The following is a 15,777-nucleotide window of genomic DNA, read 5'->3' as shown; positions in this document are numbered from 1 at the left end:
GCGCCAGAGCGGTGACCGGAGCGTCAGGCCGGAGAGCGCGGGGCGGCCAGACGGTCCCGCAGCGCCGCGAAGAAGCTCTCCGGCGCCTCGGTCGTCCCCTGGGCGAGGGTGGCCCGGCCTCCCCCCCGGCCGCCGGTCTGCCGCAGCGCCGCCGCCAGCAACTCGCCCGCAGGCCAGTCAGTGTGCCCGCTGCCGACGCCGCAGCGCCCGCCGGGGGCCAGGGCCGCCCGCAGTTCGCCCGCCGGGGTAGCGGCCAGCGCGGCGGGCAGCAACGCGGGGTCGTCCAGCGCGATCAGCCGCAGGGAAACGCCCGCAGGGTGCTCCAGGGGCGCGGCGTCGGCCAGCGCCCGCGCCAGCCGCTCGCGCAGGACGGCGGCCTCGGTTTTCAGGGTGTCGCGCTCGGCGGCCAGTGCCCGCACCCGCTCGGGCAGTCGCGAGACGGGCACGCTGAAGCCCTGGGCCAGCATGCGGGACTCCTGGTAGACGCCGGAAAGGTACTCGGCCGCCTCCTCGCCCGCCATGAACACGACCCGGGTCAGGCCCGCCCGGATGCGCTCGGTTCGCAAGACGGTAACAGGCGCGGCGAGACTGGCACGCGGCAGGTGGGTCCCGCCGCAGGCGCTCACGTCGAAGGGCACGCCGTCGGCGTCACGGAAGATCACCAGCCGCACCTCTCCGCGCACCTTCGTCTCGCGGCGCAGCGGGTAGCCCAAGAGGTCGGCCTCGGGTACGACCGGGGTCTCCAGCGTCAGGTCGCGGCGGGCCAGCACCCCGCGCAGCAGCGCCTCGGCGGCGCGGGCGTCGGCCTCGCCCGGCTGGCCTTCCAGGTCGAGGGTCACCTCCGCACTTCTCATGCCCACCGCCGCGACCCGGAACGCCGGATTCACCCGCAAAAAGGCCTGCGCGAGCAGGTGCTCGGCGCTGTGGCGGGCCATGTGGCGCCAGCGCCGCGCGGCGTCCACTTCACCCGTGACCGAAGTGCCGACCGGCGGGGCCTCTCCGTCCAGCACGTGCCAGATCACGCCGCTGGCCTTGTCCTTTTGGGTATCGCCCACGCGGGCCTCGCCGCCGGGCCAGCGCAGCGTGCCCGCGTCGCCGTTCTGGCCGCCGCCTTCCGGGTAAAAGGCGGTGGCGTCCAGGGCCACGGCGCCGGGCCGCACGGCCGTCACAGTGGCCCCGAAGGTCAGTTCCAGCGGCGCCTGATGGTAGAGGGGCCGGGTCACCACAGCGGGCGGGGCGTCAGGCCCTGCTGGCGCACCAGGCGCCGGACCTCCTGGCAGCGGCAGGAGGGATAGGTGCACAGCAAGGCTTCGGGGTCCTGGGTCAGCAGCCGGACGGTGGCGTCCACCAGCTCGCGCACCCGGTAGAGCCGCAGCTCGGCGCCGCCCACCCGGGTGCTCACCCCGCGCACGTGGGGTTCGAGCCGCCCGAAATCCGCCGAGCAGTTGGGAAAGGCGGTGGGCAGCACCTGGTCCCCCAGCGGCACGTACCGGGTCAGCAGCGGCATTCCAGCGACGTGCTCGCCGTAGTGGACGGTCGTGTTGCTGCCGAAATCCACCCCCATCAGCAGCGCGAAGCCGTCGAGGTCGTACAGCGCGCCGACCGGCTGGTAGGGGCTGGAGAGCGTCTGCGCCGCCGTGATCCGCTCAGCCTCTGCCCCCAGCGCGACGAAGCTGAGGGTGGGGTGAAAGGAGCGCCGGGCCTCCGGGCGCTCGACCAGTTCCTGCGGCACCCGGCCGATGTCGCGGCTCACCCGCAGGTCCCGGTGGAAACGGGCGTGGACCGGCGAGGTCGCGTGCCGCAGCAGCGTGCTGTAGGTAAAGGCGGGGGCCACCACGGTCGCCGCCCGCGCCGCGAGGGTGTCCACCACCGTGCGCGCGCCGCCGTCGAGTTGCCCGAAGGCGCGCAGGCTGGCGTGGACGATGACGTGCCGGGAGCCGTCCAGCCCCAGCGAGGCCAGCCCCTCGTCGAGGTCGGCCGCCGAGACAGCGGGCTTGCGCAGCAGGTTCAGCACCCCCTCAGCTTACCAGCGCGGCCCCCGTGCGGGTCAGCGGACCGGGCCACAGATCGGGGCTTCCGGTTGGCGTGCCCCTGAGCTGAGGCGCGGCGCGGGAGACGCCCTCCCACTCCGGGCGTCTCCCACGCTTCGCCTCCCCAGGCTTCTCGCCCGTCGCGGGGGGGGGCTGGCCTCACTTCACGAACAGCATCTGCCGGTAGCTGGGCAGCGGCCAGTGCAGGTCCGCGACCACCTTTTCCAGCGCGTCGGCGGCCTGACGGACCTCGGTCATGGCGGGCAGGACGTGGTCGCGCATGTGGTGGGCTTTTTCGTGGACCTCGTCGCCGCCCAGGGCGCGGTTTTGCTCGCCCAGGTGCAAGAGGGCGTCGTAGAGGGCGTCGGCGGCGGCCTCGACCTGCGCGGCGAGGCCCTGCACGGCGCGGCCCGCTCCCGCCTGACGCAGGTCGCCCAGGTAACGCACGGCGGCGGGCAGGATCATCGTCTGGGCGACGTACTCGGTCGTCTCGCCCTCGATGTTCACGGTCTTGAAGTAGATGTCGTACATGATCTCCTGCCGGGCCGTCAACTCGCGCCCGGTCAGGACCCCGAAGCGCTCGAACAGCGCGGCGTTCTTGGGGCTGGTCAGCAGCGGAATCGCGTCGAGGCTGGTGCGCAGGTTCAGCAGCCCGCGCCCGTGCTCGGCCTCGTGGTGCCAGTCCTCGGAGTAGCCGTCCCCGTTGAAGACCACCCGCTTGTGGGCCGCGTACGTCTCGCGCACGATCTCGCCCACCGCGTCGTCGAGGTCGGCGCCCGCGTCCAGCCGGGTCTGGAGGTCCGCCGTGAGGGCCTGCACCGCGTCCGCGATGATGGTGTTCAGCACCGTGACCGGAAAGGAGATGCTCTGGCTGCTGCCGACCGCCCGGAACTCGAACTTGTTACCGGTAAAGGCAAAGGGGCTGGTGCGGTTGCGGTCCCCGGCGTGCCTGGGGATGGGCGGCAGCACGCTTGACCCCAGGCCCAGCAGCCCGGCCTCGGGGCCGCGCCCGCCCCGGCCACTTTCCAGCCGGTCGAGGATATCGGTCAGTTCGCTGCCCAGGAAGATGGAGAGGATCGCGGGCGGGGCCTCGTTGGCGCCCAGGCGGTGGTCGTTGCTGGCGCCCGCCACACTGATTCTCAAGAGGTCCTGGTGCTCGTCCACCGCCCTGATCACGGCGGCGCAGAAGAACAGGAACTGGAGGTTCTCGTGCGGGGTGTCGCCGGGTTCCAGCAGGTTCTCGCCCGCGTCGGTCGCCATGCTCCAGTTGCAGTGCTTGCCGCTGCCGTTGACGCCCGCGAAAGGCTTCTCGTGCAGGAGCGCCACCAGACCGTACTTGCGGGCGGTGTTGCGCAGCACCTGCATGATCAGCTGCTGGTGGTCGGCGGCCACGTTGCTGCTCTCGTAGATGGGCGCGATCTCGAACTGGCCGGGCGCGACCTCGTTGTGGCGGGTCTTGACCGGGATGCCCAGGGCGTACAGCTGCATCTCGGCGTCGGTCATGAAGCTCAGCACCCGGTCGGGAATCGCGCCGAAGTAGTGGTCCTCCAGCTCCTGACCGCGCGGGGGCCGCGCCCCGAACAGCGTCCGGCCGGTCATCACCAGGTCGGGGCGGCGAAAGAAGTACTCCTCGGCGATCAGGAAATACTCCTGCTCGGCGCCCAGGCTGCTGCCCACCCGGGTGCCCGCCGAGGCCCCGAAGAGCCGCAAGGCGGGCGTCACCGCCTGGTTCAGTGCCTCGACCGAGCGCAGCAGCGGCGTCTTGAGGTCGAGGGCCTCGCCGGTCCACGAGGCGAAGGCGGTCGGGATGCACAGGGTCGCCCCGTTGGCGTGGCGAATCAGAAAAGCCGGGCTGCTCGAATCCCAGGCGGTGTAGCCGCGCGCCTCGAAGGTCGCGCGCAGGCCGCCCGACGGAAAAGAAGAGGCGTCGGGTTCGGCCTGGATCAGCTCCTTGCCGCTGAAGGTGGCGATCGCCAGCCCGTCCCCGTTGGGCGAGACGAACGAATCGTGCTTCTCGGCGGTCGAGCCGGTCAGCGGCTGGAACCAGTGGGTGTAGTGGGTCGCGCCCTTTTCCATCGCCCAGGTTTTCATCGCCAGCGCCACCGTGTCGGCAATCGCGGGGTCGAGCCGCGCGCCGCGCTCCACGGTCGCCCGCAGGCTCCGGTAGTCGGGCTTGCTCAGGCGGGTCTTGAGCTGTTCGAGCGTCAGCACGTCGCTGGCAAACAGTTCGCCCACCACCTGCGCGGGCGTGGCCGGGGCGGAAGCGTCAACACGCCAGTTGCGGGCGGCGGAAATCACGTCGAAATCGTGGTTCATGGGCTGTCTCCTGGGCGGGCGGCTGGGGCCGGAGCGCCGCCGCCTTTGCGGGGGTCAGTATAGGAGCCGCCGCGAAGAGCGGTCAACTTTGCCTGCACAACCTGCAATTTTCGGGGCAGGAAGCATGCGCTGGTCAGCCCGGGCCTGCAATTTGTTTTCCGGAACCTTGCTACACGGCAGATCGGGGGCGCGCGGCTTGCAGACCACCCGGCCGACCCGCTACGGTCAGCAGCACACCACGGAGGCGCCTACAGACATGACCCCCCCTCTCCCCACCCTTCAGGCCCTGCTCGACCGCCTCTTGCAGGCAGAGGTCGAATTTCTGCGGCTGCAATTCACCGACATCCTGGGCGCGACGAAGAACGTGGAGGTGCCGCGCTCGCAGTTCGAGAAGGCCCTGCGCGGCGACGTGACCTTCGACGGCAGCGCGGTCGAGGGCTTTACCCGGGTCGAGGAGAGCGACATGCTGCTCTCGCCGGACCTCTCGACCTTCCTGATCTATCCGCCCTTCTCGCGCGAGGACGAGGAGGGGGGCCGGGTCGCGCGGCTGATCTGCGACGTGACCCTGCCGGACGGCACCCCGTTCGGGGGTGATCCGCGGCGGGTGCTGCGGCGGCAGATCGAGCGGGCCGCCGCGCTGGGTTTCGAGATGTCGGTGGGCACCGAACCCGAGTTCTTCCTGTTCGAGCGCCCGGCTCCCGGCAGCGGAGTCAGGCAGGGCACCGTGACCCACGACCGCGCCGGGTATTTCGACCTCGCGCCCATCGACCGGGGCGAGCGGATCCGCCGCGAGATCACCCACCGGCTGGTCGGCATGGGCTTCGAGATCGAGGCCGCCCACCACGAGGTCGCGCCCGGCCAACACGAGATCGACTTTCGCTACGCCCCCGCGCTGGAGGCCGCCGACCGCATCGCCACCTTCAAGTTCGTGGTCAAAAGGGTGGCGTTGGAATACGGTCTGCTGGCCTCCTTCCTGCCCAAGCCGATCCAGGGCGTCAGCGGCTCGGGGATGCACTGTCACCTCAGCCTGTGGCGCGGGGGCGAGAACGCCTTTGCCGACCCCGAGGGCGACGGGGGCCTCTCGCAGACCGCGCGGCAGTTCATCGCGGGGCTGCTGGAGCACGCGGGCGGCATGGCGGCGATCACCAACCCGCTGGTGAATTCCTACAAGCGGCTGGTCCCCGGCTTCGAGGCGCCCGTCAACGTGGCCTGGAGCACCGGCAACCGCTCGGCGCTGATCCGCATTCCGGCCAAGCGCGGCCCCTCCACCCGCGCCGAGGTGCGGATGCCCGACCCCTCGTGCAACCCCTACCTCGCGCTGGCGGTGATGCTCGCGGCGGGCCTGGACGGCATCGAGCAGGGCCTGGAGCCGCCCCCCGCCATCGCCCGCAACATCTTCCGCATGACCGTTCGCGAAAAGCGCCACCACCGCATCCGCGAGTTGCCGGGCGACCTGCGCGAGGCCGTGGACGAACTCGAAAAGGACCCGGTGATCGCGGGCGCGCTGGGAGAGCACGTCATGGACCATTTCGTGGCCGCCAAACGAGCCGAGTGGGCCGAGTACAGCGCCGCCGTCCACGCCTGGGAGCTGGAGCGCTACCTCGACCTGATCTGAGGGCGCTCCGCCTGGCCGGGCCGCACCGCCGCAGGCCAGGCGGCCGTCACAGGCCAGTCACAGCAGAGGCCACAGGCAACAATCGTGCGAGCCGTTGCCGGATCATGGGTTGAGGCGCAATGTTCGCGCACTTGCCTCGGGGCTGGTTAGCTTTTATTGCGATGGCTACGGTGAGGGTGGCGTTGACTTCCCCTTCATGTATCCCTAGAATCGGTCCATCTCAAACAAGGCGCGTGAGCGCAGGAATACCCGGAGGAGATCCATGAAGAAGACTGCCCTGAGCCTGTCCGTACTGGCCGCCCTCGCCCTGGGAAGCGCCAGCGCCCAGACGACCGTCAAGATCGCCACCCTCTCGCCGCTCTCGGGTGGCCAGAGTGACCTCGGCCTCCAGATTCGTAACGGCGCGCAGCTGGCCGTCAACGAGTACAAGGCGCAGTTCCAGCGGCTGGGCATGAACCTGCAACTCGTCGCCTACGACGACCAGGCCGACCCCGCGACCGGCACCGCCCAGGCGCGCAAGATTGCTTCCGACCGCGCGATTCTCGCGGTGGTGGGCACCCTGAACTCGGGCGTGGCGATTCCCAGCAGCCAGGCGCTGGCGTCCAGCCGCGTGGCGATGGTCAGCCCGGCCAACACCGCCAACCAGGTCACCGACCGCGGCCTGAGCAACATGAACCGCATCGTGGCGCGCGACGACGCGCAGGGTCCGGCGGGAGCGAACTTCATCACCGGCAACCTCAAGGCCAAGAAGGTCTACATCCTCAACGACAAGACCGCCTACGGCGAGGGCCTCGCCAAGGAAGTCGAAAAGGCGCTGAAGGCCAAGGGCACCCAGGTCGTCGGCAACGAGGGCACCGAGGAAAAGAGCGACTTTTCCTCCATCGTCGCCAAGATCCGGCTGCAAAAGCCCGACGCGATCTACTTCGGCGGCATCTACAACCAGGTGGGCGTGTTCATCAAGCAGCTGCGTGAAAACGGCATCACCACCCCGGTCGTCGGCGGTGACGGCCTGGACTCCTCCGAACTCGCCACCATCGCGGGCAAGGGGGCCAGCAACATCTACTTCACGACCGTGGCGGCCCCCATCGAGGCGCTCCCGGCCGCCAAGACCTTCGCCGCCAACTTCCAGAAGACCTTCAACGACGGCGCGCAGGGCTTCGGCGCCTTTGGCTACGACGCCGCCAAGGTCGTCTTGCAGGGCATCCTGAAGGCCGCTCAGGCCAACGGCAACAAGGCGCCCAGCCGCCAGCAGGTCGAGGCCGCCATCCGCAAGGGCAGCTTCACCGGCCTGCTCTCGGGCAACGTGTCGTTCAACAGCGTGGGCGACCGCAAGGCCGCGACCCTCTACGTGATGAACGTGGAAGGCGGCAAGTACAAGCTGGCGACCAGCGTGCCGGTCAGGCCCGTCCGGCAGTAAGCACGACCCGTGCGGGAAGTGGGCCTCCTCCTTCCTGCACCCCCTGGGCTGGGCCGCCGTGCCCGGCCCTGTTTTTTGAAAACCTGCCGGGGAAGGGGTCATGCTAGAGGGGTCGGTTCGCAGCCGCGCCCCGTCACGCTAAGGTGCTCTGGCGCCGGGGGGGGCGCGCGCCCGCCCGCGCCTCTCCCGCCAGAAGCACTCCATTCGCCGTTTTTTCGTTTCTGCCCTGGCCCGGCTGCGCCGGGGCACCCCTAGAGAGGAGCAAGGATTTTGGATCTCGCCACATTGCTGCCGTTCGTCGTGAACGTGATCGTGGGCGGCCTGGTGCTGGGGTTCGTCTACGCGATCATCGCGCTGGGCTACACCATGGTGTACGGCGTCTTGCAGCTCATCAACTTCGCCCACTCGGAGGTCTTCGTGACCGGCGCCGTGGTGGGCTTCGAGGTGTTCCGGGTGTTGACCCCCAGCCCCATGAACGGCTACCTCAAGCTGGGCGTCGCCCTGCTCGCCGCGATGGTGGTGTCGGGCCTGCTCAACGTCTTGATCGAGCGCCTGGCCTACCGTCCGCTGCGCAACGCCCCGAAGCTGGTGCCGCTGATCACCGCCATCGGGGTGTCGCTGATCTTGCAAGACACCCTGCGGGTCATCGAGGGCTTTCAGGGCCGCTTTGACCTGACCTACACGCTGCCCGACGGCTTCAGCAACAAGTTCTGCGCCGCCGAGAGTTCCTGCGCGGGTCTGGGCAACGCCCTGCGGACGGTCGGCGTGGACCTGCAACTCAAGGATGTGATCCTGATCGCGGTGTCGCTGCTGAGCCTGGCCGTGCTGAACTACCTGGTCAGCCGCACCCGGCTGGGCAAGGCGATCCGCGCCGTGGCGCAAGACCGCGTGACCTCGGGCCTGATGGGCATCGACGCCAACCGCATGATCAGCGCCACCTTCCTGATCGGCGGGGCGCTGGGCGGCATCAGCGGCGTGCTGTTCGGCGTGAAGTTCGGCACCGTGAACGCCTACTCGGGCTTCGATCCGGGAATCATCGCCTTTACGGCGGCCGTGCTGGGCGGCATCGGGTCGATTCCGGGAGCCGTGCTGGGCGGCCTGTTGCTGGGCGTGATCCAGAACCTGATCGGCGTGAGCAACATCTTCGGCAGCCTGCTGGGGATCGCCAACCTCGAAGCGATCGATGCCAGCTACCAGCGCATCGGGGCCTTTCTGGTGCTGGTGCTGATCCTGATCTTCAAGCCGACCGGCCTGCTCGGCAAGAGCAACGTGGAGAAGGTATGACGGCCGCCAGTCCCCTGACGCCGCGCCGCACGGCCCCGCCTCCCGACCGCACCGGGCTGCTGGTCCTGATCTTTTTGCTGACCAGCTCGCTGCTGCTGCTCTCGCACAACAGTGACGTGCTGGGGGGCCTGGGCGGCGTGGGCGCGTTCCTGCGCAATCCCATCGTGGAAGCGATTGTCGTGTCGCTTTTCCTGGCGAATGTGCTGTTCGCCTACCTGTGGCGCGCGGCACCCTGGGCCAAGGCGCTGGTCGGCCTGGGCAGCCTGCTGCTGGTGTTGCCGTGGGCCGGGCAGGAGGACACCTCGCTGCTCGACCTCAGCATCCAGATTATGATCTTCGCGGCCCTGGCGCTGGGGCTGAACATCGTGGTGGGGCTGGCGGGGCTGCTCGACCTCGGGTACGTGGCTTTCTTTGCGGTGGGCGCGTACACCTGGGGCATCTTTGCCAGCCCGCGCTTCGGCGAGATTCTGCGCTACTACGGCGAGAACCCCGGCGCGACGAACGCGGGCACGCTGGCGCTGGGCCTCTTTCTGACGGCGGTCACGGCGGCCAGTCTGGTCTACATCCGGCGGCGCGGGCGGACGGCGCGGCCCAGCCGCTTCGCCTCCTGGAGCTTCGCGCTGGCGAGTTTCGGGCTGCTGGCCGGGCTGACGCTGACGGCGCGGGCGCTGATCGTGCTCAACGCCTTCCGCGCCCAGGGACTGGCGAACGGCATCGACCCGGCCTTTTTCTGGCTCTTCCTCGCGCTGAGCGTGATGGCCGCCGCCATCGTGGGCGTCCTGATCGGCCTGCCGGTGCTGCGGCTCAAGGGCGATTACCTGGCGATCATCACGCTGGGGCTGGGCGAGGTGATCCGGGTGCTGGCGAACAACCTCGACCTGTACTCGGCGGGGTCGCAGGGCATCACGCCCATCCGGAGCGCCTCGGTGCCGTGGTTCGACGCGCTGGCCGCCCGCCTGGGCTTTGCCGAGGACCAGTATTACCTGCTCTTTCTGTACGCGCTGTCGCTGGCGATGGTGGGGCTGATCCTGCTCGTCAACGTGCGCCTCGACCGCTCGCGCATCGGACGGGCCTGGATCGCCATCCGCGATGACGAGGTCGCGGCGCAGGCGATGGGCGTGCCGCTGGTGCAGACCAAACTGATCGCCTTTGCCACCGGGGCGAGTTTTGCGGGCGCGATGGGCATGATCTTCGCGGCCAAGCAGACCTTTATCAGCCCGGAGAGCTTCAACCTCTTTCAGAGCATCGGCGTGCTGGCGATGGTGATTCTGGGCGGCATGGGGTCGTTTCCCGGCGTGATTCTGGGCGCCACGGTGGTCACGCTGCTCAACCTGCGCATTCTGCCGGGGCTGGGCGAGGCGACCGCCAACATCGCCTGGATTCCCCAGCAGGTCAACCCCGGGCAGCTCCAGCGCTTCGTGTTCGGGGTCATTCTGGTCACGATCATGCTGCTGCGCCCCGAGGGCCTGCTGCCCAGCCGCCGCCGCACGCTGGAACTGCACCACGAGGACAACCAGGAAGACGACAGCGCGCGGGGCAACGCCGGGGCGCTGACCGCCGGAAGCGGCCACGTGTACAGCCCCGGCCTGGCCCCCCTGAAAGAAGAAGACCGGGCAGGAGGCGCGAAGTGACGGGCACCGCAACGAGACAGTCCAGCTTGCGGGGGGGCGCCCCCATGGGCGCGGGCAACATTCTGGAAGTGCAGGGGGTCACCAAGACCTTCGGCGGCCTGACGGCCGTGAACGACGTGACCTTCGAGGTGCCCGAGCGCAGCATCATCAGCGTGATCGGGCCGAACGGGGCGGGCAAGACGACTTTTTTCAACCTGATCACCGGCATCTACGCGCCCGACCGGGGCACCGTGCGGCTGGCCGGGCGCGAGCTGATCGGCCTGCGTCCCGACCAGGTGGCCGCCGCCGGCATCGCGCGCACGTTCCAGAACATCCGGCTCTTTTCCACCATGACCTCGGAGGAAAACATCATGGTGGGCCGCCACAGCCGCCTGAAGGTGGGCTTCTGGGACGCCGTGCTGCACACCCGCCGCTTTCACTCCACCGAGGCCGAGGCGCGTGAGACGGCCCGGGTGATGCTCGATTTCGTGGGGCTGAGCAAGTGGCGCGGCGAGCTGGCGACCAATCTGCCCTACGGCGACCAGCGCAAGCTGGAAATCGCCCGCGCGCTGGCGACCACCCCGAAGCTGATCTTGCTGGACGAACCGGCGGCGGGCATGAACCCCCGCGAGACCGAGGACCTCAAGGCATTGATCCGCTCGATCCGCGACGACCTGGGCGTGACGGTGGTCCTGATCGAGCACGACATGCGGCTGGTGATGACCCTGTCGGAGAACATCACGGTGCTGGACTACGGCACCAAGATCAGCGAGGGCCTGCCGCACCAGGTTCGCAACGACCCGCGCGTGATGGAAGCCTATCTGGGCCGGGGCGCGGCGGCGGGCGAGTACGGCAAGGAGGCGGGGCACAGTGGTTGACCGAGCAGCAGCCGAGACACAGGTGATCGTGGGCGCGGCCCGGCCCGGAACGGTCGAGACGGAGCGGGACCCGGGCGGGCAGCCTGCGGCCCCGGCCTCCGGCCCGGTGATGCTGGAGCTGAGGGACGTGCACACCTACTACGGCCAGATTCACGCCCTCAAGGGCCTGAACATGACCGTGAACCAGGGCGAGATCGTGGCCCTGATCGGCGGCAATGGGGCGGGCAAGACGACCACCCTGCGCACGATCAGCGGCATGATGAAGCCCAAGCACGGGCAGGTCGTCTACGAGGGCCAGAGCATCGGCGGGGTGCCCGCCCACACCATCCTGGGGCGCGGCATGAGCCACGTGCCCGAGGGCCGCCGCATCTTTCCGCAGCTCAGCGTGCGCGAGAACCTGGAGGTCGGCGCCTACACCGTGACCGACCGCGCGGTGGTCGAGCAGCGCATCGAGGAGGGCTTCGCGCTGTTTCCGCGCCTCAAGGAGCGCGAGACCCAGCTGGGCGGCACCATGTCGGGCGGCGAGCAGCAGATGCTGGCGATTGCCCGCGCGCTGATGGTCAATCCCCGGCTGCTGCTGCTGGACGAACCCAGCATGGGCCTCTCTCCGCTCTTCGTGGAAGCGATTTTCGACATCGTCGAGAAGCTCAACCGCGAGCGCGGCACGACCATCTTGCTCGTCGAGCAAAACGCGAGCATGGCGCTGGGGATCGCGCACCGCGCCTACGTGTTGCAGACCGGCGAGATCCGCCTCAGCGGCCCGGCCGCCGACATCGCCCGTGACGAGAGCGTCCGCAAGGCGTACCTGGGCGACGAATAACGCGCAGCGGAACGCGAAAGGCAGAAGGCCGAGCAGGAACGCCTTCTGCCTTCTGCTGTGGGCCTTTCGCTGGCCTTGCTTGCACCCGGTTCATGGCCCTTCCCACGTCTTCCCCACGCCCGGGCCGGGTAAGGTCAGCCATGCGACCCCTCCGTGTCGGCGCGGCGTCCGTCCTTGCGGCCCTGGTGCTCTCCTCGTGTCTGCCCGCGCCGCAGGCCTTCGACCCGGCGCGGCTGCCCGAGGCCCGCGACCTGGGCGCGAAGAACGCGCCGATGGAGTGGTGGTACGTGTCGGGCTACCTGCCGGGGTCGGGACTGGCCTTTCACTGGGCGCAGTTCAAGGTCAATTACCGGGGCATTCCTTACCACGCCGGGCACGTCGCAATCACCGACCTGAAAACCGGGCGGCTGACCTTCATCGAGAACGACGCGCAAGACGCGCGCTTCCGCTTTCCGCCGCTGCGGGTCGAGCAGGGCGGGTGGCGGCTGAGGCAAGGCGCCGCCACCTACACCCTGCGGGCCGGGCCGCTCAACCTGACACTGACGCCGCGCAAAGGCCCGGTGGTCCACCCGCCCGGGTACTCGGGCACTCCGGAGGTCGGGCGGCTGTACTACCAGAGCGTGACCCGGTTGGACGTGGGCGGCACGGTCGAGCTGCCCGGCGGCGAGCGGCGCCCCGCCCAGGGTCAGGCCTGGCTCGACCACCAGTGGGGTGACCAGCAGCCCGGCGCCCAGGCGCGCTGGGACTGGTTCGGGCTGCACCTCTCGGACGGCTCGGACCTGATGCTCTACCGGGTGCGAGACGCGGCGGGGCAGGTGGTGCAGGTCGCGGCCTCGCGCGTCGGGGTGGACGGTGTGGCGCGGGAGGTGCCGGGCGTCACCATGACCCCGGGCCGGGTGTGGCGCAGTCCCAGCGGGCGCGAGTACGTGCTGACCTGGGACGTGACCGCGCCCGACCTGCGCCTGGCGCTGGAGGCCGTGCGCGACGAGCAGGAGCTGCTCTCCAAGACCACCTCGGTCGCCTACTGGGAGGGGCCGGTGCGCGGCGCGGGCACCCTGGGAGGTCAGGCCCTCACCGCCGAAGGCATGGGCGAGTTCGTCGGCGGCGTGCTGACCCAGGCTGAGGGGGGCCGCTTCCTTCCCCCAAGGCGGTAGGGCAGGGCAACGGCTACCTTATTCAAGACTCCACAAACTTGACATAACCGCACTCAAGTTTCAAAATGGGAGCACTTGAGGAGGAAACTGCCTTGAATCCCGAACGTTTCACCGAGGCTGCCACGCAGGCCATCGCCAGCGCCCAACAGCTGGCCCAGGCGAACCAGCAGCAGAACCTGACCGTCGCGCACGTGCTGCGCGCCTTGACCGACAACGACACCGCCGCGCGTGCCCTGACCGCTGCCGGGGGCGACCTGAACGTGATCCGCGCCGCGCTCGACGCCGAGCTGGGCAAGCTCCCGCGCGTGCAGGGCGCAGGCGAGAACCTCTATCTCGACCCGGCGCTGAACCGCGCGTTCCAGAAAGCCGAGCAGGAAGCCAAAGCCCTGGGCGACGCCTTTATCGCCGCCGACGCGCTGCTGCTCGCCCTGCGCGGCGAGAGCCGCACGGTGGGATTGCCCCCCGAACAGGCCCTGCGCCAGGCCGTCTCTGAGGCGCGGAAAGGAAAGACCGTGACGAGCAAGACTTCCGAGCAGCAATTCGACGCGCTGAACAAGTACGGCACCGACCTCACCCAGCGCGCCCGCGACGGCAAATTCGACCCGGTGATCGGCCGCGACGAGGAGATTCGCCGCGCGATGCAGATTCTGCTGCGCCGCACCAAGAACAACCCCGTATTGATCGGTGAACCCGGCGTGGGCAAAACCGCCATCGCGGAGGGCCTCGCCATCCGGGTGGTGCAGGGCGACGTGCCCGAGGGCCTGAGGGACAAGCGCATCGTCTCGCTGGAGATGGGCAGCCTGCTGGCCGGGGCGAAGTTCCGGGGCGAGTTCGAGGAGCGCCTCAAGGGCGTGATCGACGAGGTGGTGGCGTCCCAGGGTGAAGTGATCCTCTTCGTGGACGAGATTCACACCATCGTGGGCGCGGGCAAGACCGAGGGCAGCCCCGACGCGGGCAACATGCTCAAGCCCGCGCTGGCACGCGGCGAGCTGCACCTGATCGGCGCCACGACGCTCGACGAGTACCGCGAGATCGAAAAGGACCCGGCGCTGGAGCGGCGCTTCCAGCCCGTCTTTGTGGACGAACCCAGCGTGGAGGACACCATCTCGATCCTGCGCGGCATCAAGGAGCGCTATCAGGTCCACCACAACGTGGAGATCACCGACCCCGCGCTGGTGGCCGCCGCGCAGCTCTCGCACCGCTACATCTCCGACCGCCAGCTCCCCGACAAGGCCATCGACCTGATCGACGAGTCGGCGGCCCGGCTGCGCATGGCGCTGGAGTCCAGCCCCGAGCGCATCGACCAGCTGGCGCGCCGCAAGCTGCAACTGGAGATCGAGCGCGAGGCCCTCAGGCGCGAGAAGGACCAGGACTCGCAAAACCGCCTGCTGGACCTCGAGGAGTCCCTCAAGGCCGTCACGGACGAGCTGGCCGAGGTCCGCAGCCGCTGGGAAGCCGAGCGCGGCGAGGTGCAGCAGCTGCGCGAGAAGCGCGAGGCGCTCGACCAGGTCCGCACCGATATCGAGCGAGCGCGGCGCGACTACGACCTCCAGAAAGCCGCCGAGCTGGAATACGGTACCCTGCCGCAACTGGAGCGCGAGGTACAGGAGCTGGAGCGCAAGCTCAAGGGTGCCGAGTTCGCGCACATGGAGGTGACCGAGGAGGACATTGCCGCCGTGGTGAGCCGCTGGACCGGCATTCCGGTGAGCAAATTGATGGAGGGCGAGCGCGAGAAGCTGCTGCACCTCGAAGAGCAGCTGCACCGCCGGGTGATCGGGCAGGACCGCGCCATCGTGAGCGTGGCCGACACCATCCGCCGGGCGCGGGCGGGCCTCAACGACCCCAACCGGCCCCTGGGATCGTTCATGTTCCTGGGACCGACCGGCGTGGGCAAGACCGAGCTGGCCAAGGCCCTGGCCGAGTTCCTCTTCGACTCGGCGGACGCGATGGTGCGGCTCGACATGTCCGAGTACATGGAGAAGCACACCGTGGCCCGCTTGATCGGGGCGCCTCCCGGCTACGTGGGTTACGAGGAGGGCGGGCAGCTCACCGAGGCCGTCCGGCGCCGCCCCTACGCGGTGCTGCTGCTCGACGAGATCGAAAAGGCGCACCCCGACGTGTTCAACGTGCTGCTGCAAGTCCTGGACGACGGGCGCCTCACCGACGGTCAGGGCCGCACGGTGGACTTCCGCAACACCCTGATCATCCTGACGAGCAACATCGGCTCGCCGCTGATCCTGGAGATGCAGCACCGGGGGGAGGAGCCGGAGGCCATCCGCGACGCCGTGCTGGAGGAGCTGCGCGGCGAGTTCCGGCCCGAGTTCCTCAACCGGGTGGACGACATTATCGTCTTCGACGCGTTGACCCCGGCCGACCTGCACCGCATCGTGGACATCCAGATCAGCGGCCTGAGAAGGCGGCTGGCCGAGCGCCGCGTGACGCTGCACCTCACCGACGCCGCCAAGGACCGGCTGGCCCAGATCGGCTACGACCCGGCCTTCGGCGCCCGGCCCCTCAAGCGCGCCATCGCCCGCGAGATCGAGACGCCCCTCGCCCGCGAGATCCTGGCGGGCCGGGTGACGGACGGCAGCAGCCTCACGGTGGACTACACCGGCCAGGGCTTCACCTTCGAGGCCGGAGTGCTGAACTGAGG

11 protein-coding genes are annotated in these 15,777 nt (G+C 69.4%); 8 read left to right on the top strand and 3 right to left on the bottom strand.

Annotated elements, in window-relative coordinates; all coding sequences use genetic code 11:
• Positions 1-23: 23 nt before the first annotated feature.
• The 3 genes from HNQ09_RS01285 to HNQ09_RS01275 form a co-directional block, all read right to left on the bottom strand.
• The gene (locus tag HNQ09_RS01285; protein WP_184024370.1) at positions 24-1,223 is read right to left on the bottom strand and encodes an alanine--tRNA ligase-related protein; all 1,200 of its coding nucleotides are present in this window, start codon (positions 1,221-1,223) and stop codon (positions 24-26) included.
• Positions 1,220-2,014: an AAC(3) family N-acetyltransferase gene (locus tag HNQ09_RS01280; RefSeq protein ID WP_184024368.1), complete on the bottom strand. Its 795-nt coding sequence runs from the start codon at positions 2,012-2,014 to the stop codon at positions 1,220-1,222. Before HNQ09_RS01280 ends, HNQ09_RS01285 begins: the two co-directional genes overlap by 4 nt.
• A gap of 175 nt (positions 2,015-2,189) precedes the next feature.
• Entirely contained in the window at positions 2,190-4,346 is a 2,157-nt protein-coding gene (locus tag HNQ09_RS01275; protein ID WP_184024366.1) for a glutamine synthetase III family protein, read from the bottom strand.
• 256 nt (positions 4,347-4,602) lie between these two features.
• Here HNQ09_RS01275 and glnA point away from each other — a divergent pair, with 256 nt between their 5' ends.
• The 8 genes from glnA (at position 4,603) to clpB (ending at position 15,775) form a co-directional block, all read left to right on the top strand.
• Positions 4,603-5,961 (top strand): type I glutamate--ammonia ligase, encoded by a 1,359-nt coding sequence (gene glnA, locus HNQ09_RS01270; RefSeq protein WP_184024364.1) that lies wholly within the window; start codon positions 4,603-4,605, stop codon positions 5,959-5,961.
• 262 nt (positions 5,962-6,223) lie between these two features.
• Positions 6,224-7,378: a branched-chain amino acid ABC transporter substrate-binding protein gene (locus HNQ09_RS01265; RefSeq protein WP_184024362.1), complete on the top strand. Its 1,155-nt coding sequence runs from the start codon at positions 6,224-6,226 to the stop codon at positions 7,376-7,378.
• A gap of 270 nt (positions 7,379-7,648) precedes the next feature.
• Positions 7,649-8,662 carry a branched-chain amino acid ABC transporter permease gene (locus tag HNQ09_RS01260; RefSeq protein ID WP_184024360.1) on the top strand — a complete coding sequence of 338 codons (1,014 nt, stop codon included), beginning with the start codon at positions 7,649-7,651 and terminating at the stop codon, positions 8,660-8,662.
• Positions 8,659-10,293 (top strand): branched-chain amino acid ABC transporter permease, encoded by a 1,635-nt coding sequence (locus tag HNQ09_RS01255; protein ID WP_184024358.1) that lies wholly within the window; start codon positions 8,659-8,661, stop codon positions 10,291-10,293. Before HNQ09_RS01260 ends, HNQ09_RS01255 begins: the two co-directional genes overlap by 4 nt.
• Positions 10,294-10,337: 44 nt before the next feature.
• Positions 10,338-11,150 carry an ABC transporter ATP-binding protein gene (locus tag HNQ09_RS01250; protein ID WP_184024356.1) on the top strand — a complete coding sequence of 271 codons (813 nt, stop codon included), beginning with the start codon at positions 10,338-10,340 and terminating at the stop codon, positions 11,148-11,150.
• Positions 11,151-11,259: 109 nt separating this feature from the next.
• On the top strand, positions 11,260-11,970 hold the full coding sequence (locus HNQ09_RS01245; RefSeq protein ID WP_184025127.1) for an ABC transporter ATP-binding protein: 711 nt from the start codon (positions 11,260-11,262) through the stop codon (positions 11,968-11,970).
• 140 nt (positions 11,971-12,110) lie between these two features.
• A complete protein-coding gene (locus HNQ09_RS01240) occupies positions 12,111-13,124 on the top strand; it encodes a lipocalin family protein (RefSeq protein WP_184024354.1) in 1,014 nt (337 codons plus the stop codon).
• 92 nt (positions 13,125-13,216) lie between these two features.
• Positions 13,217-15,775, top strand: a complete 2,559-nt coding sequence (gene clpB / locus HNQ09_RS01235; RefSeq protein WP_184024352.1) for an ATP-dependent chaperone ClpB — start codon at positions 13,217-13,219, stop codon at positions 15,773-15,775.
• Positions 15,776-15,777 lie beyond the last annotated feature (2 nt).

Source organism: Deinococcus budaensis, from assembly GCF_014201885.1.
Taxonomy (GTDB): Bacteria; Deinococcota; Deinococci; order Deinococcales; family Deinococcaceae; genus Deinococcus; species Deinococcus budaensis.
This window is presented reverse-complemented; position numbering and strand designations above follow the sequence as displayed.